The 18,622-nt window shown below is 38.9% G+C and carries 18 protein-coding genes; all 18 read right to left on the bottom strand.

The genetic code is table 11. The features are described from left to right. Window positions 1-17: 17 nt before the first annotated feature. On the bottom strand, window positions 18-1,640 hold the full coding sequence (gene flgK, locus P0N36_RS11420) for a flagellar hook-associated protein FlgK (RefSeq protein WP_275842980.1): 1,623 nt from the start codon (window positions 1,638-1,640) through the stop codon (window positions 18-20). 40 nt (window positions 1,641-1,680) lie between these two features. Then, window positions 1,681-2,193, bottom strand: a complete 513-nt coding sequence (locus tag P0N36_RS11415) for a flagellar protein FlgN (protein WP_275842979.1) — start codon at window positions 2,191-2,193, stop codon at window positions 1,681-1,683. A gap of 142 nt (window positions 2,194-2,335) precedes the next feature. Further along, window positions 2,336-2,602, bottom strand: coding sequence for a flagellar biosynthesis anti-sigma factor FlgM (gene flgM / locus P0N36_RS11410; RefSeq protein ID WP_275842978.1), 267 nt, complete (start codon window positions 2,600-2,602; stop codon window positions 2,336-2,338). A gap of 131 nt (window positions 2,603-2,733) precedes the next feature. Further along, window positions 2,734-3,150, bottom strand: coding sequence for a flagellar protein (locus P0N36_RS11405; protein ID WP_275842977.1), 417 nt, complete (start codon window positions 3,148-3,150; stop codon window positions 2,734-2,736). Between the two features lie 49 nt (window positions 3,151-3,199). Continuing rightward, on the bottom strand, window positions 3,200-3,931 hold the full coding sequence (locus tag P0N36_RS11400; protein WP_275842976.1) for a ComF family protein: 732 nt from the start codon (window positions 3,929-3,931) through the stop codon (window positions 3,200-3,202). Then, window positions 3,928-6,144, bottom strand: a complete 2,217-nt coding sequence (gene recD2, locus P0N36_RS11395; protein WP_275842975.1) for an SF1B family DNA helicase RecD2 — start codon at window positions 6,142-6,144, stop codon at window positions 3,928-3,930. Before recD2 ends, P0N36_RS11400 begins: the two co-directional genes overlap by 4 nt. 132 nt (window positions 6,145-6,276) lie before the next feature. Continuing rightward, window positions 6,277-7,461 (bottom strand): methionine adenosyltransferase, encoded by a 1,185-nt coding sequence (metK, locus tag P0N36_RS11390; RefSeq protein WP_275842974.1) that lies wholly within the window; start codon window positions 7,459-7,461, stop codon window positions 6,277-6,279. Window positions 7,462-7,566: 105 nt separating this feature from the next. Beyond that, a complete protein-coding gene (locus P0N36_RS11385) occupies window positions 7,567-8,403 on the bottom strand; it encodes a DUF368 domain-containing protein (RefSeq protein WP_275842973.1) in 837 nt (278 codons plus the stop codon). Window positions 8,404-8,504: 101 nt separating this feature from the next. Next, window positions 8,505-9,539: a phosphodiester glycosidase family protein gene (locus P0N36_RS11380; RefSeq protein ID WP_275842972.1), complete on the bottom strand. Its 1,035-nt coding sequence runs from the start codon at window positions 9,537-9,539 to the stop codon at window positions 8,505-8,507. Window positions 9,540-9,671: 132 nt separating this feature from the next. Beyond that, window positions 9,672-10,013: a rod-binding protein gene (locus tag P0N36_RS11375; protein ID WP_275842971.1), complete on the bottom strand. Its 342-nt coding sequence runs from the start codon at window positions 10,011-10,013 to the stop codon at window positions 9,672-9,674. A 9-nt stretch (window positions 10,014-10,022) separates the two neighbouring features. Next, window positions 10,023-10,832, bottom strand: a complete 810-nt coding sequence (locus tag P0N36_RS11370) for a flagellar hook-basal body protein (RefSeq protein WP_275842970.1) — start codon at window positions 10,830-10,832, stop codon at window positions 10,023-10,025. 82 nt (window positions 10,833-10,914) lie between these two features. Then, entirely contained in the window at window positions 10,915-11,685 is a 771-nt protein-coding gene (locus tag P0N36_RS11365; RefSeq protein WP_275842969.1) for a flagellar hook-basal body protein, read from the bottom strand. A gap of 141 nt (window positions 11,686-11,826) precedes the next feature. Next, complete coding sequence (locus P0N36_RS11360; RefSeq protein ID WP_275842968.1) at window positions 11,827-13,035, bottom strand: ABC transporter permease; 1,209 nt, start codon at window positions 13,033-13,035, stop codon at window positions 11,827-11,829. A gap of 1 nt (window position 13,036) precedes the next feature. Beyond that, entirely contained in the window at window positions 13,037-14,395 is a 1,359-nt protein-coding gene (locus tag P0N36_RS11355; RefSeq protein WP_275842967.1) for an HlyD family secretion protein, read from the bottom strand. A gap of 12 nt (window positions 14,396-14,407) precedes the next feature. After that, a complete protein-coding gene (locus tag P0N36_RS11350) occupies window positions 14,408-15,235 on the bottom strand; it encodes a Yip1 family protein (RefSeq protein ID WP_275842966.1) in 828 nt (275 codons plus the stop codon). Beyond that, a complete protein-coding gene (locus tag P0N36_RS11345) occupies window positions 15,225-15,986 on the bottom strand; it encodes an ABC transporter ATP-binding protein (RefSeq protein WP_275842965.1) in 762 nt (253 codons plus the stop codon). Before P0N36_RS11345 ends, P0N36_RS11350 begins: the two co-directional genes overlap by 11 nt. Before the next feature lie 121 nt (window positions 15,987-16,107). Then, window positions 16,108-16,767 carry a ribonuclease H family protein gene (locus P0N36_RS11340; protein WP_275842964.1) on the bottom strand — a complete coding sequence of 220 codons (660 nt, stop codon included), beginning with the start codon at window positions 16,765-16,767 and terminating at the stop codon, window positions 16,108-16,110. A 140-nt stretch (window positions 16,768-16,907) separates the two neighbouring features. After that, window positions 16,908-18,416: a DEAD/DEAH box helicase gene (locus P0N36_RS11335; RefSeq protein ID WP_275842963.1), complete on the bottom strand. Its 1,509-nt coding sequence runs from the start codon at window positions 18,414-18,416 to the stop codon at window positions 16,908-16,910. Window positions 18,417-18,622: the final 206 nt, after the last annotated feature.

Here is an 18,622-nt window from a genome sequence, read left to right as displayed (position 1 = left end):
TATATTCATTTAATTTATTATCTGCCGACGATGCCCATTGAAGTAACCACTTGTTCAATCATTCTGTCGACGGTTGTTACAACCCTCGCTGCGGCATTATAGGCATGTTGATATTTCATCATATTCCCTAATTCTTCATCTGAAGAAACACCTGTAAGTGCCTTTCTTTGATTGTCAATCTGGGTTGCCATCAATTGTTGATTTTTCGTCTGATTTTTAGCTGTATAACCTAGGTTACCTAGATTACCTACAAAGCCGGTATAATATTCTCTAAAAGTCATGGCACCGGTCGTACCCGGCTCTAAGGTGCTAAAACTTGCATCCCATTGTTCAAGTAATCTTGAAGCCACTTGACTGTCACCGTCATAACCTAGATTCTGACTCAGTGCAATTCGATTGTAATCGGCTAGAATATCCGGGTTAATCCTTAAATTGCCTGCTGAATAGAGGGAATATTGGTTGGCAGAGTCTTCTTCATTGTAATTCCCCAGTGCGTCATACCTTGGCATAAATCTTCTTGAAAATATCTCATCACCCTGTGTGCCGTTTAAGCCAAAGGGTGCATTATCCGTGTCAAGTTCCTGAGGTGGACCCGGTAGATTCGGAGAAACTGTATCATTAATCATGGTGACAATACCATGAATCAAATTATCAAATTGAGCTTGTGCAGACATGATGGCGGATTTTTTGATCTCATCATTATATACATTCACATCGTTAAGATCTAAGTAATTCGCACTTCTGGTGCCGCGCGCCAATATCAATCCTTTTAGTTTGCCCACATCGTTATCATACTCGGGACCTATCGGATTATCAAAGTTAAATACCGGTTCATTTAAATGGGGCCAACTGGGGCGAATTAGCATGCTAAATGGTTCTGCTTGCATGGTACCCATAGGTACATAATCACCTTTAATCACGAATGGAACATTCTCCACACTGACTAATAATGCACCATCTTTATCTTCTCTATACTTTACACTCACCATGGTTGACAGCTCATCTAAAAGCTTATTTCTAAGGTCCCGAAAGTCATTGGCATTCCCACCTGCCAGTTCCGCTTTGGATATAGTGTCATTTAACATATTCATTTCTTTTCCAATGGTGTTGATCCGATTGATCTGATCCGTAATCTCTGTATTCACATTTCTTTGATAGTCATTGAGTTGATTCATAATTAGATTAGATTTTTCAACAAATATAACAGCATTTTGAACAAAAGAGCCTCGTGTCTCCAATCCATCCGGATGCTTGGACAACTCATTAATTGAAATCCATAAATCATCCAGAATCTTAGAAAAAGATTCACCTTCTGTTTCACCAAGTATGGTTTCTATTTCATTAATCGCTGTGGCTGTTGCTTCGTAAAAGCCTTGTCTTCCGGATTCTTCTCTATAAGATTGATCCAGAAATATATCTCTAACTTGACGAATGGACTGTATGTCTGCGCCAAGGCCAACACTCATGGTTGATGTACCATTTTTTCCTATATGAATGTAGTTACTTTCCTTGATTAGTACCTGTTGTCTAACATAACCATCTGTATTAACGTTGGTCAAGTTATGTGCTGTTGTGTTAAGGGCTGACTCACTTGCCCTTAGAGCAGATAATGCGGTAGATAAGCTGCTAATGGATGACATGCGCGTCACCTCCTATATACTTTCGAATTATTATTTTGCTTTATTGTTTGGCATCAAAGAAATTCGTGCTGTTGTTTTGCTGGTAGCCTTTGCCCTTTGGTTTATAACTATTACTGGTAATGGGCTCTTTACTGCTTTGTATGGCATTCATAGTGAACTCAACAAATTCAAGAGATTGTCCAATAAGCTGCTCGTTCATCTTGTTCATGTCTCTTAGCGGTTCAATAACTTCTGTCAAATGCTTTGTGGCTACTATTAACTTACCTTGTTCTTCTTTTTGACCTTCTAGGAGTTCAATCAGCTTGGCTACAGTCATTTCACCCGGTACTTTATTGGTGACCAAACATATATCCTCAATAACACTTATTCTTTTCTTCTCAAGACGCAAAAGTAGCCCAGCCAGTTCTTGCTCTTGTTTCGTCAGTTCCTGTAGGCCGGGCAAATCCCCATTAATAATAACATCCTTTTTATTATTCGCCACTTCAAGTAGAAGTTTATAACATCCTGTTTCTTCCTCTAGTATTCCTATTAGATCTTCTATTAAACTTGCCATCTAAATGATAGATCCCTTCTGTGTAAGTATGCGGCATGTCTATGCCTGGGTAAAAAGTATAACCCATAGTATTCGCAATTCGGATATCAAAAATACGCCTTACTTACTCGTATGACTGTCATCTTCTTACGAATAATATGGATTAGAGTTGAGCGATGATCTTGTCTGCAACTTGAGCTGCCGTTATGTTATAAGTACCGGCTTCCATTTGTTGTTTAATCTCATCTACTTTTGCTTGTCGCACATCCGGTGTCTTACTAACCGCCGCTTTTGCTACGGATAATTCCTTTGCAAAATCCGACAACGCCAAAGTATCCTTACCTGCTGCGACCGATGATGAACCATAGGCTTTTTGTGCCTTATTAGGTTTGTAAGCTTGATTCACCCCTTGTATACCGTTGATTCTCATATCCTTCACCACCTTTGTTTTTATCTCACTTTATTTATCGGCATCTCTTCATGGTTCATTAAGTTAATTTTTATAAAAATTAAAAAAGCAACCTCTAATATCATTTAGAGGTTGCTTGAGGTTACTTCTTTTTATCGATCTTTATTCATAAAGCGCATTTTCGTTTCCTTTTTCTGATTGGCAAAGGGGTTTTCCTCCACCTTTTTAGGTCGATCATAAGCATTGTTCAAATCATTGGTAACGGTTTTTTTACAAGTATCGCAAAAACGTCCGGTCTTAATGGTCACACCACAGACTTCACAGTCAATACCGACAGCGGAGTCTTTGGAAAAAGAAAGTTTTTCTTCTCTGATCCACTGCTTAATCTGCTTGATGTCCACTTCATTAACCTCTGCCACTTCTGCAATGGATGCATCTGGATTGCGTTTTACATAAGTTCTAACTGTTTTGAACTCCTCTTCTAGATTCTTAACACAAGAAGGACAAATCGGCCTACCACTTAAATAATTAAAAATCTTGCCACACTTAACACAATTTTTTACATTCATTCTAACACCTCCATGATTCATGAATTATTACAGGTGTATTAGGCCTATTCTACATCCCTCTCCCAATAGCTATGGATAAACAGTAGACCGCTTTTGCACCTTGAATCTTTAATACTTTGGCACAAGCATCCATGGTTGAGCCTGTCGTATAAATATCATCAATGAGTAGGATTGTCTTACCTTCAACATGTGCTTTGCTTGCAAAAAAAGCATCCTGCATATTATCCCATCTCCCCTTATCTGATAAGGTTTTTTGAGGCTCTGTTGGTTTATTGCGCCATAAAACCTTTTTCCCTCCCATCTGCAAGTCAAAACTTTTTGCAAAATGCTTAACCATAAGTTCGGTTTGGTTGAAGCCACGTTCTCTTAACCGATGCTTATGTAAAGGTATAGGTAATACCATATCCACTTCCCATCTAATAGTTTCATTATAATACCTAATCAATTCTTTAGCAAACAATAAGCCATATTCTTTTCTTTTTTTGTATTTGTAGTCGTAAATACTTTGCTTAACCAAGCCTTCATATACCCATATACTACGGCCTTCTTCATAAAAATGTGGTCTTTTTCCACAATCAAAACATCTTGAATCGAAAGGATCCGCTAAGGGTTTCCCACATAGTTCACAAAGATCTTCTCTTAGGTGAGGATGTGCACTTTCACAATGTGGACATAAGGCTTTGTCATTACTATAGTCTAGGGTTTCTTCACATAAAAGGCAAAAATTTGGATACACCAACGCCAGCAGATGCTTCCATAGGTCCAACACTAACCCTTTCATTTTACAGAAAACACCTCCAATAGACGTTGTTTTAACGCCGAATTCCTAAGCATCTCTCTTTTATTCTGAATCATTTGAGTGACGACCTGTTCATCGCCCACCAAAACCACATATCTTTTAGCTCTGGTAATACCTGTATACAATAGATTCCTGTTTAACAACAATGCCGGTCCTTTAAACATTGGCATAATAACAATAGGGTACTCACTACCTTGAGACTTATGGATGGTCACTGCATAGGCTAGATCCAACTCATCTAACCCTTTAAACTCATAGTAAACCATTCGGTCATCATCAAAGAGAACTTTTATCTTTTCTGTATAGAGATTAATTTCTACGATTTGACCCATGTCACCGTTAAAGACACCTAAACCTTCATCTACTGTAAAGCCATAATCGCTCATAATGCGCCAACTGATGTTATAGTTGTTTTTAATCTGCATCACTTTATCACCTTCTCTAAACAAACGGGTGCCATATGTTTTTTCTGTTTTGTCTTTAGATGGTGGGTTGAGGTTTTTTTGAAGCTCCAAATTCAAATTATCCACACCCAGCATCCCTTTACGGGTGGGGGTCAGGATCTGAATACCTTCTGAACTCTCAAGTTCTGCGAATTTGGGTAATCTGGACTTGATTAATGTAATAATCTCTCCAATTACATGCCTTGGATCTTGTCGTCTGACAAAAAAGAAATCCTTGGTATTATTTGCTAGGTCAATCATTTCACCTGAATTGATTTTATGTGCGTTGACGACAATATGACTTTCTCCTGCCTGTCTAAAAATCTGCTCAAGTTTAACGGTGTGGATATAACCTGAATGAATAATATCTTTTAATACATTACCGGGGCCTACAGATGGTAGTTGGTCCTGATCACCAACAAAAATGACCCTGGTACCCGGAACGATGGCCTTAAGAAGGTGATAGGTAAGTACAGTATCCATCATAGAGGTCTCATCGATGATGATGACATCTGCTTCAATAGGGTAGTCTTCATTACGTTCAAATCTCTGGTGTCCCTCAGCACCTCCGCTAATTTCCAGTAGACGATGAATGGTTTTTGCACTTAGGCCAGTGGTCTCAGACATACGTTTTGCAGCTCTTCCTGTAGGCGCTGCCAGCAGTACTTCTTGCCTTCTTTCCTCAAAAAGTTTAATAATAGCATTTAGAGTTGTAGTTTTTCCTGTACCGGGACCACCGGTTATGACCAAGGTGCCACAGGTCAATGCTTGGGTGATGGCATTCTTTTGATTTTCATCGAAGCAAATACCCATCTCTTTTTCTATATGCTCAACTTCTTGATCTGTATAATCATGTTGTTCCAGACTGACATGGGTCAATTCAAATAGTTTCGCAGCAATGTACTTTTCCATATTGTCAAATGATGTCAGGAAAATACACACTTTTCCTTCAAGCTCCTCAATCATGATATGCCCATTAAGCTGTAAGTTCATAAATGCATGATCAAAGTCAAGTACTTCAATAATCAATAGCTCAGTTGTCAGCTCAATAAGCCGTTCTCTTTCAAGATAGGTATGCCCATCAAGCGTACTTCGTATCAAGACATGCTTGATTGCCGCCATCATTCTGAAATCAGAGGTTTTTTCAATGCCAATCTTCTCAGCAATGTCGTCAGCCATCCTAAAAGATATGCCTTGTATGTCTTCCGCTAATACATATGGATTTTTTTTGACAATGTCATAGGTTCTTTCCTTATATTCACCAAAAATCTTTAGAGCATACGTTAATGACAAACCATACTCTTGTAAAAATATAACAACTTGTCGCATGTTTCTTTGTTCATAGAAAATGGACGCAATGTTTTGAGCCATTTTTTCACTGATGCCTTTAATCTCAGCCAACTTTAACGGTTCATTTTCAATAGTAAAAAATGTATCTTCCTTGAAACGTTCTACAATCTTCGTGGCTAATGAAGGACCAATGCCCTTAATGGCTCCTGAGCCTAAGTATCTCTCAATCGCCGCTGCTTCCCCTGGCATATTGGTCTCTATATGGGTCACCTGAAGTTGTCTCCCATAGATGTTATGGGAGGTGTATTCGCCTTCAGCTATGATATGTTCTCCTACTGTGATACCATACATAAGCCCTACAACCGTCATTTCATCATCTTTGGTTGCAACTGTTAGCACAGTGTAACCATTGTCTTCATTGCGATATATGATATCTTCTACTGTGCCTTCAATTCTTTCCATACAGTCACCTCTTTTAATACTTTCACATCCATTCATTCTACCATATGTTTGGTTTGAAGGTCTATGAATATAATGGTATGCGCAAAAAAAGACTGTCTCAGATATGAGTCAGCCTTTTTGGTAGAATTTGGTTTATTGGTTAATGGCAGCTTTTAACATAGCCGCCTTGTCTGTCTTTTCCCATGGTACATCAATGTCCGTACGACCAAAATGTCCGTAGGCAGCAGTTTGAGCGTATATGGGTCGTCTTAGTCCTAGACTCTTAATAATCGCTGCCGGTCTTAGATCAAAATGTGCTTCAATAAGTGCTGTGATGGCTTCATCGGTGATGATACCTGTGCCGTGACTGTTCACATATATGGATACAGGGTGGGCAACACCAATGGCGTAGGCCAATTCTATTTCACATTTTTTGGCAATACCGGCTGCAACGATATTTTTAGCCACATAACGGGCTGCATAAGCGGCGGATCGGTCCACTTTGGTTGGGTCTTTTCCTGAGAAAGCGCCACCGCCATGACTGGCATAACCGCCATAAGTATCCACGATAATCTTACGCCCTGTTAATCCTGAATCGCCTTGAGGTCCACCAATTACAAATCGGCCGGTAGGGTTAATAAAGAACTTGGTCTTGTCATCCAGCAGTGCCTCCGGTACAACCGCATGTACCACTTCTCTTATCAAATCTTCTTTGATCTGAGCTTGTGTTACTTCTTCATCATGTTGAGTAGAAATGACGATTGTATCCACTCTCACCGGTTGATCATCAATATATTCGATTGTCACTTGTGATTTACCATCCGGTCTTAAATATTTAAGAAGTCCTGACTTACGAACATCTGAAAGCTTTTTAGTTAATTTATGAGCTAAGGATATGGGCAATGGCATCAATTCTTCTGTCTCATCACAGGCAAAACCAATCATCATACCTTGGTCACCGGCACCTGTTCCTTCATCCTCTTCCTCTTCACCCATTCTTACTTCTAAGGCTTCATTAACGCCCATAGCAATGTCGGAGGACTGCTCATCTATGCTGACTAGGACTGCACAAGTTTCTGCATCAAATCCATAATGGGCACTTGTATAGCCTATCTCTCGTACTTTATTACGTACCACTTTCGGTATATCCACGTAACAATCCGTTGTTATCTCTCCCATAACCAAAACCATACCTGTGGTTACGGCTGTTTCACAAGCCACCCTCGCATTAGGGTCTTGTGCTAATATAGCGTCTAGTACTGCATCTGATATTTGATCACAGACTTTGTCCGGATGTCCTTCTGTAACCGACTCAGATGTAAATAATCTTCTTGTCATTATATTTCCTCCTAATTTCAAATAAACGATTATGATGTCAAAACTGAATTTATTCCTTGGTTAAGGTGTCAAAACTTAGTTTTGATGCTTTAACCTTCTTTGGTACTATGAAAATTTTTCAACACTCAAAATGACAATAGCACCAAAAAGAAAGGCCAATGCCGATGTAATCATTAAGGTAACATCATATTGGATATCCTTTGGTATCAGCACTATTGCTGAAGCAATAATGAGTCCCAAGATGATACTAACTGTATTTCGACGATGTTCTCTCAAATAATATTGCACCAACTTGGCACTCAATATTATGCCTAGCATAACACCTATTCCTACAAAAATTAGTGGGATTAAGATGTTCCAATCAAAGGATAAAACCTCTGCTACATATGATTTAAATAGATAGTATTCACCAACAATTAGTAAAAACATTGAACCACTAACCCCTGGTAAGAGCATAGTGCCTCCAACAACTATACTGATCAGTAATAATTTGATAATCAGAAAAAGTGTGATTTCTGGAAATACATCTATTTGATATGCTTTTTCTCCCGGATTTAAGTAAGTCATTACAAATACAACCAGCATGCCTATAGAAACAAAAACCCATGATACACGGTGTTCCTTTAATTCCTTCTTAATCAAAGAAGGAATGCTAAGAGCAATAAGACCAGCAAACCAAAAAAGAGTATGTATTGGATAGTGGCCAAATAACCAATCTATAACTTTTGCAAAAGTGATTAATCCAATAATAGCACCTAATAATATTTGTAATAAGAATAGAATATCATTCTTTCTTTGTGGGTTGTTGATCTTGAAAATTCGAGATACGCTCTCAATCATCTTATCAAAGAGCCCTAAAATCACCATGATTGTTCCACCACTGACACCTGGAATAATGTTAGCTATTCCAATAGCCATACCACCAATTATATTTTTTATCATTATGTTCCCTCTTTATTCTTAAATCCGCTGGTTCTTAATGCCATGAAAAATAATCAGGCTCGATTATAACATATTTTTTACGTTATGACTAATACTTTAACTTATTTCTTATGATGATATATCAATATACTATGGGCCACTGCTCTTTCTTCTCCACCTGATGGTTCATTAATGACTTTATTGCTAATAACCATCGTAGAAGAAGACCCTCCGTCCAAATAAGCTGCATGAATGCAACCCAACTCCAACATTAGCTTAGCCGACTCCTGACCTGTCATACCTAGGCTTTCACCTTTAAGACGTCCATCTACAACAGCAAAAATCAAATGGTTGTCTTTAGTGACACCCACTAAGGTTCTCGGCTGATACGCAGTGGTATAACCCATGAATGGCTCATAATCCTTCGCTACATTAATGCCATACTTAACTAACCAGGCACCAGTACCAAATGCTTCTTTAACATTAACATCTCCCAGCCCATAGTCCAGTTCTAAGGAAAAGGAATCTCCAATTTTGATGGCTTGATGGACACCTACATAGGTAAGAACATGATCCCAACCCTTTAATTCTACCGGCTGATCCGTTACCATGATTTCCACTACACGATTCTCACGAATTAAATAATTGGTGCTTAATCGTCTAACCCGTGTTGTTTTGCCATAAACCTCATCAAACAGAACCCACTTCCCATCGGGAACCAAGCCGTTGAAGCCATAGAGTTCAATCTTTTGACTCTGAATGTTCACAAATGCTTTCAATCTCACATTCGCAATAGATACTTGGTTATCTGAGTCAATTAGAACCGTAGGTGTTCCAATAAACTGAGCACGTATCGGCTTCCCGTCACGAACCATTATGCCATAGGGTAAACCTAAGTCATTGTAGAACATGCCGTTGACACCCATTGTAGCTTTATTCTCTTCGACCATGGTCGAAGTGGTTTCAAAACCATACAAGACGCCAAAAGACAAACCATTTTCCACTCGAATCTGCTCATTATTCATATCAATATCCAATATACGAATCACTTCGGGCTTCAGCGGATGCACGCGTTCTATAATCTCATATTGAATACCACTATAGAGTTGTGTGGAATAATAGAGTATACCCATGATCACCGCCATGATTTTGATCATTGTCTTTTCTCCTAGCCTTTTGTCGTTAATATCTGTTTTCGTATTATACCATGAAATGCATTCAAATAGAAAGACTGCTTTCCTATTATCTAAGAAGCGCAGCCCTATTTCTTCATTCCCATATTAGTAATCTTACTTCTTTAATTGCTGATATAACATATCTTTAATGCCAGCCCCTTGTCCTTTGGATATCTCTTTAGAATACGCTTCGTAAAGCATGTCTTCATAGATTTTTCGACCTTGGCTTTCTTCATAAAGACCGGACTTGGGTATGGATTTTCGCATTTCAGTAAATACTTTGTTTAAATAATAGGATTCAAATTCTGCACAAGCATCTTTAAGTGCTTCATCATCCTTGTTTTCCATGGCTCTTTTTATAATATTCTGAAAACCTTCATTTTCGACTTTGCTTTTTGCCGTTTCTGCACTTGTTAACGTGTTTAAAAAACTACTGCCCAGTCCGCTTATTTCCATCTATTTCACCTACCGCTTCAACTCATTGGCACGTTGCAACATCTCATCTGAGCTCTGAATCGCTTTAGAACTTAGCTCATAGGCCCTTTGGGCAACAATGAGTTTGACCATTTCCTCAACTGCCTGCACATTAGATGCTTCTAAGGCTCCTTGAACGACCATGCTACCTTCCATGTCTTCATTATCTACTTCTACTATTGGAATCCCTGAGGCAACTGTCTGTTCATAAAAACCGCCACCAATGGTCTTAAGACCTTGAGCATTCTGGAATTGTACCACCTGTAATTGTATACCAAGCTCGACACGGTCACCATCAACAATCGTCGAGAAAATACCCCGTTCATCTACCGACAGTTTGTCTGCAACAATGGTTTCATCAAATACAATGGGCTCTCCGTCTATACCTAATACAGGGCGGCCAGTAGAAGTGGTTAACATGAGTTCCCCATCTAAAATAGATGTTTTGAAGCTGCCATCTCTCGTATAGATCTCATTCCCATTTACGTCCATCAGAGCGAAAAAGCCATCACCCTCAATAGCAAAATCAAGTGGGCCTTCTGTACGTTCGAAAGTGCCTTGGGTGAAGGACTTAACAGATGCTACCGTTCGTACGCCATGTCCTACTTGAAGATTAACCGGACTTCCACCATTTGCAGTGTCTCCGGCATTTTTCATGGTTTCGTAGAGTAAAGATTTGAATTCTAAGCGTTCTTTCTTAAAGCCTACCGTGTTGACATTTGATAAATTATTGGCAATACTATCGACGGTTGCCTGCTGGGTTTTCATACCGGATGCAGCTGTCCATAATGATCTCATCATATTATGTTAACCTCCTTCGGAATCTTGCAAATTCATGACTGGTTACCTGACTATCTCAGCATTCCCAGATGATCGTTGAGTATTATCTAATAGAACCGACATTGTTAACCACTTTTTCCATGGTCGCATCGTAGGTCTGAATGATTTTTTGATTGGATTCATAGGTACGCATCACGTTAATCATGTTAATCATCTCTTCTATACTGTTGGCATTGGAACTTTCTAAAAATCCTTGTTCCATCGTCCCTTCATAAGGTGTTTCTACAGTTGCATCAGTACCAAAATATAGGCTCCCACCCTCTTTTCTAAGGGTTTTTGTGTCTTCTATACCCACAACTTGAATCTGACCCATACGCACTTCATTAGAATATATGGTGCCATCCTTGTTGATTCGAACATCTTGTTGATCCAAAATTAGCCGCGTATTTTCCTCACCGAGAACAAATAAACCTTCGCTTGTCACCAGATGTCCTTCTTGATCTAGCATAAAAGAGCCGTCTCTGGTATATCTTTCTATCATATTACCTTCTTCATCCATACGTCCAACTTTAATCATGCCTTGGCCTTGTAACGCTACATTCAAACTTTCATCGGTCTGTTTCAGTGAACCTTGCATATGGTCAGTATGTATTTCTTCTGTTTTGACACCAAGGCTCATCTTACCGATAGATTTACTATAGGGCACTTCAGGATCATTTATTTTCAAGGTCAACATTTCCTTAAACGAGGCTAAGACAACTTGATCTTTTTTGTAGCCTGCAGTATCCACATTTGCAAGATTATTAGAGATGGTATCCATCTTTTCTTGTTGACTTCTCATACCTGTATAAGCTGTATAAAGACCTCTAAACATTGTGTCACCCCATTATCATTTGTATTCTCTTATCTATATCGTACCTTTTTCACAAAATATTAATAGATTAAGATTTTTTTTGGCAACTAATAAACTCAACTTACCCACTCGTCTGGGAAAGTTGAGCTATTAATTTATGTTTTATTCATACCTTAAGGATTCGATGGGGTCTAGGTCTGCTGCTTTTTTTGCCGGGTACACACCAAAAATTATACCTAATAGAATAGATCCAACAAAAGCAATTACTGTGGTTTTAATATCCACTACCGGTGGTATCTTGATTACACTGGATATAATCGCACCGGTTAAAACACCTAAAAGAATACCAATCAGACCGCTAAAACCCGTCATCAATATAGATTCCGTCAGAAACTGTAGTACAATATCTCTTTTTTTAGCGCCAATAGCTTTTCGTATTCCGATTTCCCTTATACGCTCCGTTACTGAAACCAATAGTATATTAATAATACCAATGCCACCAACAATCAAGGTTATGATGGCAATAACGAGCAATACCATAGATATAACGTTTAATATACCACTAACTGATTTTTGTATATCTTCTACGCTTGTAGCCAAATATTTATCCTGGTTATCATGTACAAATTCCAATAGCTTTATGATACGACTACCTGCTGAAGCAAGGTTCGCCTCCGGATCAATGGAGACCTGAATCTGATCTACATGTTCTGTCCCAAAAAATGTTTGCATAGTGGTAATAGGTGCAATTACTTCAACAGGAAACTCAATACCTTCTAGTAAAGACGAGAACAAGTCATCCTCTGTATTTAAGACACCAATTACTTTCAACTTCATAATATCACCATAATAATTCGTCAATCTGACCTCTTCACCAAGAATGTCTGTCCTGTTGAAATATTGTCTGGCAAAAGTATCCGGAACAATAATGACCCTTCTTTGCCCTTCCACATCCGATCCGGATATAAATCTTCCCTCTAACAAGTCAATGGTTTGGAAACTGGTGTATTGAGATGTGGCACCTGCGATCATGGCATCACGATTCCCTTCCTCCATACGAATGCTGGAAAAAAAGGTTGCTGCAGCTGTAATGTTCTCAACTTCATCTACACCTCGAACAATACTATCCATATCCTTCAAAGTCAATCGGTCTCTGTCTTCCAAGTTCGTGCCTGTCGCTTGAATGATGATGGTGTTTGCACCCAGTTTACCCAATTCCGAGGATATGTACACCTTGGTAGCATTACTAATGGCCATAATAGCAACAATGGAAAAAACACCCATAATAATACCAAGCATGGTTAAAATAGAACGAAGTTTATTGGTGGTCAAACTTAAGAAAGCCTGTTTGAAATTTTCTGTCAAATGCATACTACATGCCTTCTTTCTCTAGGTCATTGATCACTTTCACCTTCATACCATCTTTTAGACTGAGGGATGGATTGTTAATAACAAGTTCACCTTCCTCTAACCCTTCCAAAACCTCAGCATCAAAATCAGCCGTTATCCCCAGTACGACAATTCGTTCTTCAACAATGCCATTTTCCGTAACCACATAAGCCAACTTATTATTATCCCGATCATCTCTAAACATGTCATAAGAAGCCACTAGCACTTGTTCCTTATAAGATGTTGTAATCTCACAATCGGCTGTATAGCCCGGCTTTAACTGGTTCATATCTTTTGTTATAGTAATTTCAATTGGTACTGTTGTTGCCTCTTTACCATTCACCAAGGCTTGAACTGCTTTTGGCGCAATAAAAGACACTTCACCTTCTATGGATGCGGATTGTGATATGGCGTCTCCTGTGATGATGACTTTTTGGCCTAAAATAATATCCTTGATATCATATTCCCTAACATTTGCAGCCACCTTCATCTTGTTCATATCCATTAATGTCAACATCGGTGCAAATGTTGGTGATTGCTCTCCTTCTGATATATGTACTTCTGTCACAATGCCATCACCTATTGCATAGGTTAAATCCGATATTTCTTTGATTTGATTCTCCAAGGTGGTTATATTCATTTCTAAGCTCTCAAGGTTTTTCACTTGAATCGTCACATCTATTTGTGTAGACTGATTGGCTTGATGGTTACTTTCAAGCAGCGCTGACAAATCATCCTCCGCTCTTTTCAAGTTCAATTTAGAAGTCGCCAGTTGATTCTCCGCTTCTTCTACAGCCTTTTTCATCGTCTTAAATTCCTCTTCAGAAATAAACCCTTCACTAAATAGAATACGACTTCTTTCCAGATTAACATGTTGTTCTTCTAAGTATTTTTCTGCTGTGCTTACTGAAAGTCTAGATAGTTCTAAGGCTATTTCCCCACTTGTGGCTGTTGATGTAGATGATAAACCACGAAGTTTCTCCAGTTGTAATGTCTGTATTTCATAATTAAGCATTGCCTGTTTAAGCTCAGCCTCTAGATCGGTCATATCCACCACAAAGAGCGCTTGCCCTGTGGTCACTTGATCCCCAACTTCAACCAATACTTCTTCAATCTGCAGAGGTGTGCTGGAGATAACCTCCAATTTGTTACTCTCTAAAACGGTGCCTGTTATAAGAATACTTGAAAATAGATCATCACGTTGTAAGGCTGTGACCTCGACTTCTTGAGCCTTGCCGCCACCGAAACCACCCTCACCGCTTCTATCTTTATTCAAATTATAAATGATCATAATGGCAATAATGCCAATAATCAGAACCGCTATCCCAATTTTTTTCTTCAATTCTTCAACCCCTTACATTTGCATCGATGATGCCATATTTGCCAGCAATAAGGTAATGACAGATATGGATGCCCCAAATAAAAAGGACAACCCTACAATGATACCTGCTGCTTTTTTGCTTAAACTTGCCACAACTCTAAGTCCTACGAAAGTAATGTATAAACTCCAAAGGCTAATGACTTCAATTGGCGCCAAAACAGCTGACAAAATAGAGCCGTCCATAGACTCCGGAAGTAAACTAGAAAGACTTGTCACCGCAACTGTTGGCATTTCTCCTTTAATTAGCGTCATGACCATCATAATCAACCATGTAAAAACAGATAGTATACCAATATGGACCGTCATAGAAAAAATTTGCTTAAATCCGGCCGGTGATTTTACAATCTTAGCCACTACAAAATAAATAAATGCAACAAACAACATGCCAATAAGCACACCAATAGGCGTAAAAACAAAGGTTGAAACTTTGGCTATGGTTAAAGGCAATTCCATCATGCTTTCCGTCATAACTTGGCCGCTACCCTCTAACTGTTTTTCGATTTCCTTTATCATGCTCACTTCAAACTGTCCCCAACACACTAAGTAATAGACAACTGGGGCAAACATTGTTATTAATAAAGGGATTAACCAATTAGGTTTGGCTTTGATTGCTTTGAAAGCTTCTGTCGGAGAAAAAATAATATTGGCCATCTTTACTATGGCTGAGGATGTTTCTCCTTCAAATTCTTCCATTTCTTCGTTTTCGTTCATCTCATTGCTATTGTTCATACCGTTCATATCGTACATGTCTTTGTTTTCTTCCACTTCATTTGTGTCTACCTTGTTTTCTTCATCTCTCATCCTTATTTCCTCCATTTAATGACGCATTGAGCGCTTTTTCTTTTTGTTTTAATATGTCAAGTGCTTGTATCGGTTTCTCAACCAAGCGGTCGCTGGTTAAATAGCCGTCAGCAAACGTTATAACACGTTTGGTATGCTCTGCAATATCCGGCTCATGGGTAACGATGATGACTGTGACCCCTTCTTCATTAAGTTTTTGAAACTCTGCCATAATTTCTTCTGATGAAACCGAATCCAGATTTCCTGTAGGCTCATCCGATAATATGATTGCCGGTTTATTAACTAAAGCTCTGGCTATGGCCACCCTTTGCTTCTGACCACCGGACATTTCATTGGGTTTGTGATCCATACGATCTGCTAAACCGACCCGTTTCATGGCCTCCATACCTCTTTCTTTACGTTCCTTAAAATGAACCCCAGCATAAATCATGGGTAACTCAACATTTTTTAAAGCCGAGATTCTGGGCAACAAATTAAAGGATTGGAAAACAAAACCAATCTTTTTGTTGCGTATGGATGCCAACTCATCGTCATCCAAAGTGGCTACATTTAACGCTTCCAAATGATAGTCCCCGCAAGTCACCCGATCAAGACATCCAATGAGGTTCATTAATGTTGACTTACCTGAGCCTGAAGGACCCATAATGGATATGAATTCCCCTTTTTCTATGTTCAGATTAACCTGTTTCAGAGCTTCTACAGCAATATTACCCTTGCCATATGTTTTTCCTACATTACTTATTTTTATCATGCCTTCACATCCTTTAACCGCATGTCATTATAATACTACTTATGCATTGTTATTATTTTAACCTTTTTTACACTTCATTTCCATAAGTTTTTCATAAAAAATTTTTAATGTAAATCTAATGTTATGAAGATTTCTCAATACCCAAGGCTTTTTTTGCCAAATGATCCGCCAGTTCATTATAATAATCCCCAGAGTGGCCCAAGACTTTAATAAATTCAATCTTATAGGACGTGCTGAATTTATTAAACAGGGTCACATATTCTTGAGTGCCTTTTTTTTTGGCTTGCCATCTTTTTGTTGCCCATTTAGCTATGCCTTCATAATCATGATAGATGATTAGCTTCTCAATTCCCATTGCGTCTTTATGGTTATGGACCCATTCCATGGCTCTTATAGCACCTAAAAGCTCCCCGGCGACATTTCTCATTGCGGCCAGCTCAACGTCATCGCCTGCTTCATAAATATGAACCTCTTCCTCACCAATAAGAATAACCGCACCGCCGGCATATCTTTTTGTACCATGATCATAACTACCATCTACATAAGCTCTGGCAATGATTCCTTCATCTACTTGATCTTCTTTTAGATAGGCATCACCATTTATATGTTGATTCATTGGGGATGTCAAAGATGTATTCATATAAGCTTCCGCTTCTGCTAAGGTCTTAAAGCTTTTAAACTCAGCACCTGAATAGCCCTTTGTGTTGGCTTGGCATTCTTCCCAAGTTGAAAATATTCCTTTATTTTTCCCTTGTCTGACTGCATAGTATTTTTTTGGCATGAAGACCTCCTTTTCTATTTTATATATGATCCATTTACATCTTATCATACATTATTTATAGCTGTGATTAAATAGATTTCTATGATAAATGAAGGAACAAGAAAGCTGAGGTTTTGCCCTCAGCTGCATATCTTTTGTTCCTATTTGACTAACTTTTCTTTTATTTTGTCTAAAAACGACTTTTTCTTGACCGGTTCCTGTGATTTTCTAAATTCAATAGGTCCAAGTTTTGGTAAGATGACTGTTTCTACTTTAACTTCCGGCTTAGGTTTTCTATGATGGACCGGTTTGCTTGGAACGTGGACTTTTTCTTTAACCCTTTCTATAATGGGTTCTGCCACATGGACAATCTTAGCTTTTTCTTCCATAACCTTTTGTGCCACTGGCTTATGCTCTCTTGGCTTATGGTCTCTTGGTTTGTGGTCCCTTGACTTATGGTCTCTTAACTTATGGTCTTTACCTGCATGTGCCCTTGGTGGTTTAACGCCGACCCATTTACCTTTTGCAGATGCTACTGCTTCACGTACTTGCTCATCTGTTGGTAATTCTGTTTCCTCAATAAGACTGCCCACATGCTCTTCAATCTCATATAGCGTCATAATATCATCTGTTGTCGCAAGGGTAATGGCTTTACCTGTGTTACCTGCACGTCCTGTTCGACCAATACGGTGTACATAAGAGTCTTTTTCAATGGGTACATCATAATTAATAACCAAGCTTAAGTCATCGATATGTAGACCTCGAGCGGCAACGTCCGTGGCAACCACAATTTGAAGGGCACCTTTTTTAATCTTCTCGATGGTCTTCATTCGGCTCACTTGTGTATTGGCACCATGAATGGCGTCCACAATATAGCCTTTTCTTTCTAGATATGCTTGCACTTTATCAACAGCATAGCGGGTGTTACAAAAAATCAGACAGCTATCCGGTTGTTCGATTTTTAGGAGACGGTCCAACTGGGTTCTTTTTTCATTGGCTTCGACCCTATAATACAACTGCTTGATGGCATCCACCGTTTTTGTATCCGACTCTAAAGCTATGGTCGTGGCTTCATTCATATAAGCCTGACATATTCTCTGAATCTCAGCCGGCATGGTCGCTGAAAAGAGCATGGTTACACGATTTTTCGGCAACGTTTTAATGATCTTAACCACTTGATCGATGAAACCCATGTCCAGCATACGGTCTGCCTCATCTAGAACAAGAAATCGTATCCCTTTAGTTGGCAAGGACTTTCGTTGAATATGGTCAAATACACGCCCTGGGGTCCCTACAACGATAGATGCACCTTTTTTAATCGCCTCCACTTCAATGTTGATATTGTGTTGCCCATATACAGCCGTTGTAGTCACTTCTTGGTATTTTGACATCAGACTGATGTCACTTTCCACCTGCACCGCCAATTCTCTTGTAGGTGTTAATATGAGTGCCTGAGGCCCTACCACATCTTCCTTCATCAACTGTAGCATAGGAATACCAAAGGCACCGGTTTTACCACTGCCTGTCTTTGACATAACCACCAAGTCTTGATGATTCAGAACGTGGGGTATGGCTCTACTTTGTACATTTGTTGGGGACTCAAAGCCCATTTCTTCTATTGCCTTGACAATAATTGGATCTACCCCTAAATCAATAAAGTTATTATTCATTTTGCCTACTTTCCTTAACCTTGTTTATGGTTTATATGATCTACATCTCATGGATGTTCATGATTAACCTATTATGCATTATACTTTATCATTATCTTGTTGTCAGGTCAAACACTATCCTATAAAAAAGATAAAAGTGAGCTACAACTTAGCGGTTGCAACTCACTTTTTGATTCATATCATTATTAATATTTTTCTTAATAAAC

The sequence above is a fragment of the Petrocella sp. FN5 genome (assembly GCF_029210395.1).
Lineage (GTDB): Bacteria > Bacillota > Clostridia > Lachnospirales > Vallitaleaceae > Petrocella.
The sequence above is the reverse complement of the archived record's forward strand: the minus strand, read 5'-3'. Positions and strand labels throughout refer to the sequence as shown.